The sequence below is a fragment of the Streptomyces sp. WAC05374 genome (genome assembly GCF_004353505.1).
Lineage (GTDB): Bacteria > Actinomycetota > Actinomycetes > Streptomycetales > Streptomycetaceae > Streptomyces.
Window position 1 is genome coordinate 217,960 of the sequence record NZ_SMNQ01000010.1, and the last position, 11,776, is coordinate 229,735.

Below are 11,776 nucleotides of genomic sequence, written 5' to 3' on the forward strand. Positions count from 1 at the left end.
TGAGCGCCCCGTATGGGGTGGTATGTGGGCCTAGCCGAGTGCGGGACCACGACCAGGGGAGGCAGCCATGCGCCGAGCCGCCACGCACGCCCGGTGGGCCGTGGGCGCGGTGGCTGCCGTCCTCGCGGCCGGTGGCTGCGCCGGCGGAGCCCGTGGCGTGGGTGGCCCCGACGGGATCATCAGCTCCTCCTGGGGCGACCCGCAGAACCCGATCGAGCCGGCCAACACCAACGAGGTCCAGGGCGGCAAGGTCCTCGACATGCTCTTCCGCGGCCTCAAGCGCTACGACCCGGAGACCGGTGAGGCGCGCGACATGCTCGCCGAGAGGATCGAGACCACCGACTCGAGGAACTTCACCATCACCCTCAGACCGGGCTGGTCGTTCAGCAACGGAGAGCCCGTCACCGCCAGGTCCTTCACCGACGCCTGGAACTACGGCGCCCACATCGACAACAAGCAGGCCAACGCCCCCTTCTTCAGCGACATCGCCGGCTACGAGGACGTCCACCCCGCCTCCGGCCCCGCCAGGGCGAAGACCATGCGCGGACTGGTCGTCAAGGACGACCGCACCTTCACCGTCGCCCTGCGCGACACCTTCTCCACCTGGCCCGAGACCCTGGGCTACCAGGCGTTCGTGCCGCTGCCCCGGGTGTTCTTCACCGACCACGACGCCTGGCTCACCAGGCCCGTCGGCAACGGCCCGTACACCGTGGAGTCGTACACCAGGGGCAGCAACATGAAGCTGCGCCGCTGGGACGGCTACCCGGGCGGCGACAAGCCCCGCAACGGGGGCGTCGACCTCGTCGTCTACACCGACAACAACAGCGCGTACACCGACCTGATCTCGGGCCACCTCGACCTCCTGGACGACGTGCCCGCCCAGCAGCTCAGGAACGTGAAGGGCGACCTCGGCGACCGGTACATCAACCAGCCCGCCCTCATCATCCAGACGCTGGTCTTCCCGCTCTACCGCCCCGAGTGGAACAGACCCGGCATGGAGAAGGTCCGCCGCGGCCTGTCCATGGCGATCGACCGCGAGGAGATCACCCGGCAGATCTACCAGGGCACCCGTACCCCCGCCAAGGACTGGACCTCGCCCGCCCTCACCCGGGACGGCGGCTACCAGGAGGTCTGCGGCGACGCCTGCCGCTACGACCCCGCCGCGGCCAGACGGCTCATCGAGGAGGGCGGCGGCCTGCCCGGCGGCAGGCTGACGCTCACCTCGAACGTCGACACCGGCTCCCACCGCGCCTGGATGGACGCCGTCTGCAACAGCGTCAACAACGCCCTCCGCGGCACCGTGTGCACCGTCAACCCCATCGGCACCTTCGCCGACTTCCGCAACCAGCAGACCCAGGCCCGGCTCACCGGCCCCTTCCGCTCCGGCTGGCAGGCCGACTACCCCCTCATCCAGAACTTCCTGGAGCCGCTCTACCACTCCGGCGGGTCCTCCAACTACGGCAAGTTCCGCGACAAGGACTTCGACGGCCTCGTCGACAAGGCCAACCGCGAGACCGACCAGCCCAGGGCCGTCCAGGACTTCCAGGCCACCCAGCGCGTCCTCGCCGCCCGGATGCCCGCCATCCCCCTCTGGTACCAGAACGGCAGCGCCGGCTACTCGGAACGGCTCTACGACGTGACCCTCAACCAGTTCAGCGTTCCGGTCTACGACCGGATCAAGGTCCGCTGACCCCCGAGCCACCGGAGCCCTGATGGGACGCTATGTGATCCGGCGACTGCTCCAGATGATCCCGGTGTTCATCGGCAGCACGTTCCTCATCTTCTTCATGGTGTACGCGCTCGGAGACCCGGTCGCGGCCCTGTTCGGCGACAAGGCGCCCGACCCCGCCACCGCCGCCCGCATCCGCGAGGACCTCCACCTCGACCAGCCGCTGTGGAAGCAGTACCTGCTCTACATGGGGGCCATCTTCCAGGGCGACTTCGGCACCGCGTTCAACGGCCAGAAGGTCACCGAGCTGATGGCCTCCGCCTTCCCCGTCACCCTGCGGCTCACCCTCGTCGCCATCGTCCTCGAGGTCCTCATCGGCATCACCCTCGGCGTCATCAGCGGCCTCAAGCGCGGCCGCCCCGTCGACACCGGGCTGCTCGTCCTCACCCTCGTCGTCATCTCCGTCCCCACCTTCGTCTCCGGCTACCTCCTCCAGTACCTCTTCGGCGTGAAATGGGGCTGGGTCCGCCCCTCCGTCTCCGCCGAGGCCCGCCTCGACGAGCTGCTCCTGCCCGGCCTCGTCCTCGCCCTGGTCTCCCTCGCGTACGTCACCCGGCTCAACCGCACCTCCATCGCCGAGAACGTCCGCGCCGACTACGTCCGCACCGCCGTCGCCAAGGGCCTGCCGCGCCACCGGGTCATCACCCGCCACCTGCTGCGCAACTCCCTGATCCCGGTGGTCACCTTCATCGGCGCCGACATCGGGTCCCTGATGGGCGGCGCGATCGTCACCGAGCGGATCTTCAACATCCACGGCGTCGGCTACCAGCTCTACCAGGGCATCCTCCGCAACAACGCGCCCACGGTCGTCGGCTTCGTGACGATCCTGGTGATCGTCTTCCTGCTGGCGAACCTGATCGTCGACCTGCTGTACGCGGTCCTGGACCCGAGGATCCGTTATGTCTGAACCCCGCGACCCCCACGACCACCCCCCGGACGTCATCGCCCCCACCGGCGCGGGCGGCGCGATGGACCTGGCCATCAGCGAGGCGGAGACGCTGCGCACGGTCACCGGCAAACCACGCAGCCTGTGGTCCGACGCCTGGCACCAGCTCCGCCGCGACCCGGTCTTCCTGGTGTCGGCGGCCCTCATCGTCCTGCTCGCCCTGATCGCGCTCTGGCCCCAGCTCCTGACCAGCGCCGACCCGCTCCACTGCGACCTGTCCAAGTCCCAGGCCGGCCCCGCCCCCGGCCACCCCCTCGGGTACGACACACAGGGCTGCGACGTGTACACCCGTACCGTCCACGGGGCCCGCGCCTCCATCACCGTCGGCGTCTGCGCCACCCTCGGCGCCGCCCTGCTCGGCAGTCTCCTCGGCGGGCTCGCCGGGTTCTTCGGCGGCTGGTGGGACGCGCTGCTGTCCCGGGTCACCGACGTGTTCTTCGGCATCCCCGTCGTCCTGGGCGGCCTGGTGTTCCTGTCCGTGGTCACGGGCTCCACCGTCTGGCCGGTGGTCGGCTTCATCGTGCTGCTCGGCTGGCCGCAGATCGCCCGGATCGCCCGTGGCGCGGTCATCACCGCCAGGCAGCACGACTACGTCCAGGCCGCCCGGTCCCTCGGCGCCGGCAGCGGGCGGATGCTGCTGCGGCACGTGGCGCCCAACGCCGTCGCGCCGGTCATCGTCGTCGCGACCATCGCGCTCGGCACGTACATCGCGCTCGAGGCCACCCTGTCCTTCCTCGGCGTCGGGCTGCGGCCGCCCACCGTCTCCTGGGGCATCGACATCTCCAACGCCGCCCCGCAGATCCGCAACGCCCCCCACATGCTGCTGTGGCCGGCCGGCGCCCTGAGCGTCACCGTGCTGGCGTTCATCATGCTCGGCGACGCGGTGCGCGACGCCCTCGACCCGAAGCTGAGGTGAGACGTGCTCCTCGACGTGCGCGACCTGTACGTGGAGTTCCGCACCCGGGACGGAGTGGCCAGGGCCGTCAACGGCGTGACGTTCTCCGTGGACGCGGGCGAGACGCTCGCCGTGCTCGGCGAGTCGGGCTCCGGCAAGTCCGTCACCGCCCAGGCCGTCATGGGCATCCTCGACATGCCGCCCGGCCGGATCACCGGCGGCCAGGTCCTCTTCCGGGGCCGGGACCTGCTGACGCTCAAGGAGGACGCCCGGCGCCCGGTGCGCGGCGCCGAGATGGCGATGATCTTCCAGGACGCGCTGTCGGCCCTCAACCCCGTGCTCAGCGTCGGCGACCAGCTCGGCGAGATGTTCGTCGTCCACCGGGGCATGTCGAAGAAGGACGCCCGCGCCAGGGCCGTGGAGCTGATGGACCGGGTCCGCATCCCCGCCGCCCGCGAGCGGGCCGGCCAGTACCCGCACCAGTTCTCCGGCGGAATGCGCCAGCGCATCATGATCGCCATGGCGATGGCCCTGGAGCCCGCCCTCATCATCGCCGACGAGCCGACCACCGCCCTCGACGTCACCGTCCAGGCGCAGATCATGGACCTGCTCGCCGAACTCCGGCGGGAGATGGGCACCGGACTCGTCCTGATCACCCACGACCTGGGCGTCGTCGCCGACGTCGCCGACCGGATCGCCGTCATGTACGCCGGGCGGATCGTCGAGACCGCGCCCGTCCACGCCCTCTACAAGCGCCCCGCCCACCCCTACACCCAGGGCCTGCTCGACTCCGTCCCGCGCCTGGACCACAAGGGCCGGGAGCTGTACGCCATCAAGGGCCTGCCACCCAGCCTCAGCGCCATCCCGCCGGGATGCCCCTTCCACCCGCGCTGCCCGCGCGCCGGGGACGTGTGCCGGGTCGAGTCGCCGCCGCTGTACCAGGTCGACGACGAGCGGGGCAGCGCCTGCCACTTCTGGAAGGAGACGATCGATGCCTCCCCTGCTTGAGGTGCGCGACCTCGTCAAGCACTACCCGCTCACGCGCGGGGTGCTGTTCAAGAAGCAGATCGGTGCCGTCAGGGCCGTCGACGGCGTCTCCTTCGCCCTCCACCCCGGCGAGACGCTCGGCATCGTCGGCGAGTCCGGCTGCGGCAAGTCCACCGTCGCCAGGATGCTCGTCAGCCTGGAACGGCCCACGTCCGGGCGCATCCTCTACAAGGGCGAGGACATCACCAGGCTGTCCGGGCGTGCGCTGAAGGCGGTGCGCCGGAACATCCAGATGGTGTTCCAGGACCCGTACACCTCGCTCAACCCCCGCATGACGGTGGGCGACATCATCGGTGAGCCCTTCGAGATCCACCCCGAGGTGGCCCCCCGGGGCGACCGGCGCCGCAGGGTGCGGGAGCTGCTGGAGGTGGTCGGGCTCAACCCCGAGCACATCAACCGCTACCCCCACCAGTTCTCCGGCGGCCAGCGCCAGCGCGTCGGCATCGCCCGCGCCCTGGCCCTGCGCCCCGAGATCATCGTGGCCGACGAGCCCGTCTCCGCCCTCGACGTCTCCGTCCAGGCGCAGGTCGTCAACCTGCTCCAGGGGCTCCAGGACGAGTTCGGGCTGAGTTACGTGTTCATCGCCCACGACCTGTCCGTCGTCCGGCACATCTCCGACCGCGTCGGCGTGATGTACCTCGGGCGGATCGTCGAGACCGCGACCGACACCGGGATCTACGACCGCCCCACGCACCCCTACACCCAGGCACTGCTGTCGGCCGTCCCGGTCCCCGACCCGGACGCCCGGGAGCGGCGGGAGCGGATCCTGCTCGCCGGTGACGTGCCCTCGCCCACCGGCGTCCCGTCCGGCTGCGGCTTCCGCACCCGCTGCTGGAAGGCGCGCGAGCGGTGCGCGCTGGAGGTGCCGGAACTCGCCGTCCCGGCGGCCTTCCGTGACGCGGACACCCCCGCCCGGCACCCCTCGGCGTGCCACTTCGCGCAGGAGAGACAGGTCGTCCCGGCCGGCACCCCGGGGCAAATGGGCTGATTGCCCCTCAATTCCGTTAACAAGCAGGCAACTTCCCCGACCCCGTACCGATATACGGACGCGCCAGTCTGGACAGCGTACGGCCGTGCGGGTGCCGTGGACCGGCCGGGGCGCACCAATCCCGCCCCGGCCGGTCGCCGTCCTAGACGAGCCCGAGCGACCGCTTCAGGAAGTCCACCTGGAGCAGCAGCAGGTTCTCGGCCACCTGCTCCTGCGGCGTCATGTGCGTCACCCCGGTCAGCGGCAGCACCTCGTGCGGCCGGCCCGCCGCCAGCAGCGCCGACGACAGCCGCAGCGTGTGGGCCGCCACCACGTTGTCGTCCGCCAGCCCATGGATGATCATCATCGGGCGGGCCGGGTTCTCCGGCGCCGACAGACCGTCGTCCGTGACCAGCGAGTTCACCGCGTACACCTCCGGCGCCTCGTCCGGCAGGCCCAGGTACCGCTCCATGTAGTGCGTGTCGTACAGGCGGAGGTCGGAGATGGGCGCGCCCGCCACCGCCGCGTGGAACACGTCCGGCCGCCGCAGCACCGCCATCGCCGCCAGGTAGCCGCCGAAGGACCAGCCCCGCATCGCCACCCGGCTCAGGTCCAGCGGGAAGCGGTCCGCGAGGCCGTGCAGCGCCTCGATCTGGTCGTCCAGCGTCAGGGTCAGCCGGTCCTTGATCGCCTTCTCCCAGCCCGGGGAGCGGCCCGGCGCGCCCCGCCCGTCCGCCACGATCACCGCGAAACCCTGCTCGGCGAACCACTGGGAGGTCAGGTGCGGATTGTGCGCCGCCACCACCCGCTGGCCGTGCGGCCCCCCGTACGGGTCCAGCAGCACCGGCAGCGGCCCGTCGCCCTCCCGGTGGTCCCGCGGCAGCAGCACCGCGCACGGGATGCGGTGCGCGCCCGCCTCCGTGAGCGTCAGGCGCGGCGACAGCACCGGCCTCTCCGCGTACGACGCCACCTCGGCCACCGGCTTGCCGTCCCGCAGCACCCGCACCGACGTCCCCGGCTCGTCCGGCCGCGCCGACGCCAGGACGGTCACCGCGCCGGACCGGACCGCCGCGTGGACACCGGGTCCTTCGGAGACGCGTTCCACGCCCAGTTCGTTGACCCGGTACACATGAATCTCGCCAATTTCCGCCGCCGGGGCCTCCTCGCCCGCCGACGCCGACACCAGCACGTCGTTGTCGCCCACGTCCAGCACCGCCCGGAGGTGGAGCTGCGCACTCGTCAGCGCCCGGTCGCCCACCGCCAGCACCCGCGCCCCGCCCTCGTCGGCGATCCGCACCAGCCGCCCGCCCGGCGCCCACGCCGGCACCCCGCCGAGCAGTTCCAGCCAGTCCGGGTCCTCGTCGACATGGACCGTCCGGGTCGTCCCCGTCGCGGTGTCCACCGCCAGGTAGTGCTGCGTGCGCTGGTCACGGGCCTGCACCAGCAGCAGCGGCGGCCCGTCCGGGGACCAGTGCACCCGCGCCAGATAGGGGTGGCGCTCACGGTCCCAGACGACCTCCGTACGCGTCCCGTCCAGGCCCAGCAGACACAGCGACACCTCCGCGTCCGCCGTGCCCGCCGCCGGATAGGCCACCTTCACCGGCTCCCGGTCCGGGTGGGCCGGATCGGCGATCCACCAGCGCTGCACGGGGCTGTCGTCGGCCCGCGCGACCAGCAGCCGGTCCGACTCCGGCGACCACCAGAAGCCACGCGAGCGGCCCATCTCCTCGGCCGCGATGAACTCCGCGAGCCCGTAGGTGACGCCCTCCGCCTCCGGCTCGGCCAGCGTCCGGTCACCGGTGCCGTCCGCGCCCGTCACCCGCAGGGCGCCCCCGCTCACATACGCCACGTACCGCCCGTCCGGCGAGGGCCGAGGGTCGATCACCGGACCGGGAACGCCCAGTTCGCGCGCCGTCCCGGCCCTCAGCTCCGCCACGAACAGCCGCCCCGACAGGGCGAACGCCGCCAACTCGACGGCCCCGTCCACCGCGTAGCCCACGATGCCGCCCGCGCCCTCCCGGCTGCGCTCGCGGCGCGCCCGCTCCTCGGGCGACAACTCCTCGCGCGCGCCGCCCAGCAGCGCCACCGGGTCGGCGGCCACGCGTTCGCGGGCGCCGTCGTCCAGGTCGAGCACCCACAGCCGGTTCGCTCTGTCGGTGCCGGAGGGGGAGCGGAGGAACACGACCCGGGCTCCGTCCGGCGAGACGGTGAACGCCCGGGGAACACCAAGGGTGTAGCGCTGAGTCCGTGCGTACTGGCGGGGGAATGAGAGCTGTTGCCTGGAGGTCATACGACCGAAACTAGCGGTCGTGCGCCCCCATGTGCTGCCGTGCACCGATCGATGCGTGGGAACGGATAGTTATGATCCGTAGCACCGGGTGGGTATGTACCCTCCGGCATGTGCGCTCTGCCCGGTCCGGAACGAACACGTATGGAGGTGAACCGCCGTGGCACTCTCGATTTCGGCGGTGGTGCTGCTGGCGATCGTCGTCTTCCTGCTGATCCGGAAGGCCGGCCTGAAGGCCGGGCACGCAGTGGTCTGCATGCTGCTCGGGTTCTACCTGGCGAGCTCCTCCATCGCCCCCACCATCAGCGAGCTGACCACCAACGTGGCGGGCATGATCGGCGGCATCAAGTTCTAGGCGGTCCGTCCCGGGCACCACGTTCTAGGGTGTCCGTATGACGGAACTCCCCGCCCGTCGTCTGCTCCTGGTGCACGCGCACCCCGACGACGAGTCGATCAACAATGGCGCCACCATGGCCAAGTACGCGGCCGAGGGCGCCCAGGTCACCCTCGTGACCTGCACACGCGGCGAGGAGGGCGAGGTCATCCCGCCCGCCCTCGCCCACCTGGCACCCGACCGGGAGGACCGGCTCGGCCCGCACCGCGTCGGCGAGCTGGCCGCCGCGATGAAGGAGCTGGGCGTCACCGACCACCGCTTCCTGGGCGGGCCCGGCCGCTTCCGCGACTCGGGGATGATGGGCACCGAGCAGAACCGCCGCGACGGCGCCTTCTGGAGCGCGGACGTGGACGAGGCCGCCGCGTACCTCGTGGAGGTCATCCGCTCCGCGCGCCCGCAGGTCCTGGTCACCTACGACCCGGACGGCGGCTACGGCCACCCCGACCACATCCAGGCCCACCGCGTCGCGACGCGCGCCGCCGAACTGGCCGCCGAGCCGGCCTTCCGGCGCGACCTCGGCGACCCCCACGAGATCGCCAAGGTCTACTGGAACCGGGTGCCGCGCACCGTCGCCGAGGAGGGCTTCGCCCAACTGCGCGCGGCCGGCGTCTTCGACCGGCTCGCCGCCGTCGGCGACGTACCCGGCGTCGTCGACGACGAGCTGGTCACGGCCGAGATCGACGGGACGCCGTACGCGGAACGGAAGGCGGCGGCGATGCGTGCCCATGCCACGCAGATCGCCGTGCGGGACCCCTACTTCGCGCTCTCCAACGACCTGGGCCAGCCCATCTTCGCCACGGAGTACTACCAGTTGGTACGCGGCCGGTCCGGCGCCCCCGCCGGCCGGCGCGAGGACGACCTGTTCGCCGGGGTGGCGTCATGAGGGCCGGGCGGGCCGCGGCGTACGCGGGCCTGGCCGTGCTCGGGGCCGTCGTCGGCCTCGCCGGCACGCTCGTCCAAGGGGCCTGGTTCCCCGGCGGGTTGCTGCTCGCGCTGGCCGCGTGCGTGGGGCTGTTCTACGGCGGGCTGCGTACGACGGGTACGCAACTGGGCGTGGTGGCGCCGGGCGTCGGCTGGCTGGTCGCCGTCGTCGTGGCCAGCATGGGGCGTCCGGAGGGCGACCAGGTCTTCTGGGGAGGGGTGGCGGAGCTGGTGTACGTCCTGGGCGGCATGGCCGCCGCTGTGATGTGCGCCACCCTGCCACGGCTCCCGCACCGGGACGGCACAACCGGGTCACTTGGCATGTGACGTGCCCTGACTTGGGCCGGAATGACCGATCGGGTTCTCCTGGTCGCGGGATACCCGGCGGCGGCGGCCAGTATGGTGGTGCGCGCCGCCGAGCGCCCGCACGTGTAAGAGCGGGCGGCGGAGCCAACCGGGAGAACCTGCTTTGAGTCGTGAAACTGACAGTTCGTCCTCCGGCGCCCAGGGGCGCGGCGGAGCCGCGTATCCCTCGGGTACACCGCCGTACGGATCGCGCCAGTATCCGTCGCCCAACCCGGTGCAGGACGCTCCGGAGGAGGGCGCCGGGGCCGCCGCGGAGTCGGACGAGCCCAGGACCGAGACCACGCTGACCACCCGCATCCGGATCAACATCCCGGGCTCGCGGCCGATCCCTCCGGTCGTCGTCCGCAAGCCGGTGAGCGAGACGGACGGGGCCGCCGCCACGGCCCCGGCCCCCCGCCCCGCCCCGGAGCGGCCCGCGCCGCAGGGCCCGGCCGAGACGTCCGCCGGGCCCGCCGAGGAGCCCCGGGCGGAGGAGAAGAAGCCGGCGAGCGACTGGTTCGCCCCGCGCAAGCCCCCGGCGCCCGCGCCCGCCTCCCCGCCCGCGCCCGCGGCACCGGCCTCCCCGGCCGCGCCCGCCTCCCCGGCCGGAGCGGCCGTACCCGCGCCCGCGCCCGTCCGGACGCCCGCGCAGCCGTCGCCGCCCCCGCAGGGCCCCGGCGGGCACGCCCCGCGCCCGGACGCCCAGCGCCCGCACAGCGCCCTGGACGACCTGGCGGCGGACACGGTGGCCCCCGGCCGGCCGGCCGGGCCGAGCGGCCCCACGACGGGCCCGGCCACCGGCGGCATGGGCCCGGCGCCGTGGATGTCCGACGACACCGCCGTACTGACCCCGCAGGCCCCGGCGCCCGAGCCGGAACCGGCGTACGAGCCGCCCTACGAGCCCCCGTACGAGCAGGACCGGCCGGCCGGGGGCCATGTCTCGGGCGACACGCTCACCAGTGGCATCCCCGTCGTCCCGCCGGAGCACCGCGGCCCCTCGCCGTTCCCGGTCTCCGGCCCCGCGCAGGTCGCGGCCGACCGGAACGCCGCGCTCTTCGACGAGCCCGAGCCGCCGCGCGCCCCCGCGCCGCCCTCGCCGGCACCGGCCCCCGCGGCCGCACCGGCCCGTCCGCGCAAGAAGGGCCGCTCCAAGGTGGTCCTGCTGGGCGCGGCGGTGGTCGGCCTGCTCGGTGTCGCCTACGGCGCCGGGCTGCTCCTGAACCACTCCGAGGTCCCCAAGGGCACCACGGTCCTCGGCGTCGACATCGGCGGCGGCACCAAGGAGGAGGCGGTCCAGAAGCTGGAGACCGCCTTCGGCGAGCGCGCCACGACCCCCCTCCGGCTCAGCGTGGGCGGCAAGCAGGAACAGCTCGCCCCGGAGAAGGCCGGCCTGTCCCTGGACGCCCAGGAGACCGTCCGCGCCGCGGCGGGGGCGGACTACAACCCGGTCTCCGTGATCGGCTCCCTCTTCGGCGGCGAGCGGGTGGCCCAGCCGGTCATCCCGGTCGACGAGGAGAAGCTCGGTGTCGCCCTGACCGACCTGGCGGGCGCCTCCGGCTCGGCCACCGAGGGCACGATCGTGTTCAAGCCCAACAAGGCCGTCGCCGTACCCGGCAAGGCGGGCAAGACCCTGGACGTCCAGCGTTCGATGATCTCCGTGCGGGACGCCTACCGCGCCCAGGTGGAGACGGGCCGGACCAACACGGTCGAGCTGCCCGTCGTCACCAAGGAGCCCGCCATCACCCAGTCCGAACTGGACCGGGCGATGAAGGAGTTCGCCGAACCCGCCATGTCCGGTCTCGTGACCATCAAGGCGGGCGGCAAGGAGATCCAGTTCGGACCGTCCAGGTCGCTGCCGAAGATCCTCTCCATGAAGCCGATCAACGGACGCCTCATCGAGGTCTACGACAAGAAGGCGATCAACGAGCTCCTGGACGGCGTCTTCGACGGCGTGATGGTCACCAAGGGCGACGGCAAGCAGCACGAGGTCTCCGCCGACGACGTGGCCCACGCGATGCAGAAGGCCCTGCTCGGCAAGACCCCCGCCGAGCGCACCGGGACGATCGAGCTCGACCCCCAGGGCTGACCCGACCGCGCACCCGGGCCCCCGTCCGACTCCGGACGCTGTTGGTTAATCCGGGGCCTGCGTGACGACGGCCTGTATGACCCGTTGGGGTTGTGCAGGCCGTCGTCGTGCTTCAGGGGTGGGTTCGTGTCGTTGCATGGGGTGGAGTTGGCGGAGATT

Annotated in this window: 10 protein-coding genes; 9 read left to right on the plus strand and 1 reads right to left on the minus strand. The window is 72.4% G+C overall.

Annotation, left to right across the window (positions count from 1 at the left end; genetic code table 11):
- The first annotated feature begins 67 nt into the window (after nucleotides 1–67).
- From E2B92_RS20635 to E2B92_RS20655, 5 genes are read left to right on the plus strand one after another with little or no spacing between them, the layout of a single operon-like run.
- On the plus strand, nucleotides 68–1,690 hold the full coding sequence (locus E2B92_RS20635; protein WP_126886111.1) for a peptide ABC transporter substrate-binding protein: 1,623 nt from the start codon (nucleotides 68–70) through the stop codon (nucleotides 1,688–1,690).
- Nucleotides 1,691–1,712: 22 nt separating this feature from the next.
- Nucleotides 1,713–2,636 (plus strand): ABC transporter permease, encoded by a 924-nt coding sequence (locus E2B92_RS20640; protein WP_126886110.1) that lies wholly within the window; start codon nucleotides 1,713–1,715, stop codon nucleotides 2,634–2,636.
- Complete coding sequence (locus tag E2B92_RS20645) at nucleotides 2,629–3,591, plus strand: ABC transporter permease (RefSeq protein WP_126886108.1); 963 nt, start codon at nucleotides 2,629–2,631, stop codon at nucleotides 3,589–3,591. Before E2B92_RS20640 ends, E2B92_RS20645 begins: the two co-directional genes overlap by 8 nt.
- Before the next feature lie 3 nt (nucleotides 3,592–3,594).
- On the plus strand, nucleotides 3,595–4,578 hold the full coding sequence (locus E2B92_RS20650; RefSeq protein ID WP_126886106.1) for an ABC transporter ATP-binding protein: 984 nt from the start codon (nucleotides 3,595–3,597) through the stop codon (nucleotides 4,576–4,578).
- Nucleotides 4,562–5,605 (plus strand): ABC transporter ATP-binding protein, encoded by a 1,044-nt coding sequence (locus tag E2B92_RS20655; protein ID WP_133087631.1) that lies wholly within the window; start codon nucleotides 4,562–4,564, stop codon nucleotides 5,603–5,605. Before E2B92_RS20650 ends, E2B92_RS20655 begins: the two co-directional genes overlap by 17 nt.
- Before the next feature lie 142 nt (nucleotides 5,606–5,747).
- On the opposite strand, the gene E2B92_RS20660 is transcribed toward E2B92_RS20655, so the two are convergent.
- Complete coding sequence (locus E2B92_RS20660; protein WP_126886101.1) at nucleotides 5,748–7,874, minus strand: S9 family peptidase; 2,127 nt, start codon at nucleotides 7,872–7,874, stop codon at nucleotides 5,748–5,750.
- Nucleotides 7,875–8,031: 157 nt separating this feature from the next.
- Between E2B92_RS20660 and E2B92_RS20665 the strand changes: the two genes are divergently transcribed.
- The 4 genes from E2B92_RS20665 to E2B92_RS20685 all read left to right on the plus strand — a co-directional run bounded on the left by E2B92_RS20665 (nucleotide 8,032) and on the right by E2B92_RS20685 (nucleotide 11,617).
- Nucleotides 8,032–8,226 (plus strand): hypothetical protein, encoded by a 195-nt coding sequence (locus E2B92_RS20665; RefSeq protein ID WP_126886099.1) that lies wholly within the window; start codon nucleotides 8,032–8,034, stop codon nucleotides 8,224–8,226.
- Nucleotides 8,227–8,263: 37 nt separating this feature from the next.
- Complete coding sequence (gene mshB / locus E2B92_RS20670) at nucleotides 8,264–9,148, plus strand: N-acetyl-1-D-myo-inositol-2-amino-2-deoxy-alpha-D-glucopyranoside deacetylase (protein ID WP_126886097.1); 885 nt, start codon at nucleotides 8,264–8,266, stop codon at nucleotides 9,146–9,148.
- Nucleotides 9,145–9,513 carry a DUF6113 family protein gene (locus tag E2B92_RS20675; protein WP_126886096.1) on the plus strand — a complete coding sequence of 123 codons (369 nt, stop codon included), beginning with the start codon at nucleotides 9,145–9,147 and terminating at the stop codon, nucleotides 9,511–9,513. Before mshB ends, E2B92_RS20675 begins: the two co-directional genes overlap by 4 nt.
- A gap of 142 nt (nucleotides 9,514–9,655) precedes the next feature.
- Nucleotides 9,656–11,617, plus strand: a complete 1,962-nt coding sequence (locus tag E2B92_RS20685; protein WP_200836967.1) for a hypothetical protein — start codon at nucleotides 9,656–9,658, stop codon at nucleotides 11,615–11,617.
- The last annotated feature ends 159 nt before the right edge of the window (nucleotides 11,618–11,776 follow it).

Coding starts and splice junctions, on each gene's coding strand:
- E2B92_RS20635 (WP_126886111.1), top strand. CDS start 68: ATGCGCCGAGCCGCCACGCACGCCCGGTGGGCCGTGGGCGCGGTGGCT.
- E2B92_RS20640 (WP_126886110.1), top strand. CDS start 1,713: ATGGGACGCTATGTGATCCGGCGACTGCTCCAGATGATCCCGGTGTTC.
- E2B92_RS20645 (WP_126886108.1), top strand. CDS start 2,629: ATGTCTGAACCCCGCGACCCCCACGACCACCCCCCGGACGTCATCGCC.
- E2B92_RS20655 (WP_133087631.1), top strand. CDS start 4,562: ATGCCTCCCCTGCTTGAGGTGCGCGACCTCGTCAAGCACTACCCGCTC.
- E2B92_RS20660 (WP_126886101.1), bottom strand. CDS start 7,874: ATGACCTCCAGGCAACAGCTCTCATTCCCCCGCCAGTACGCACGGACT.
- mshB (WP_126886097.1), top strand. CDS start 8,264: ATGACGGAACTCCCCGCCCGTCGTCTGCTCCTGGTGCACGCGCACCCC.
- E2B92_RS20675 (WP_126886096.1), top strand. CDS start 9,145: ATGAGGGCCGGGCGGGCCGCGGCGTACGCGGGCCTGGCCGTGCTCGGG.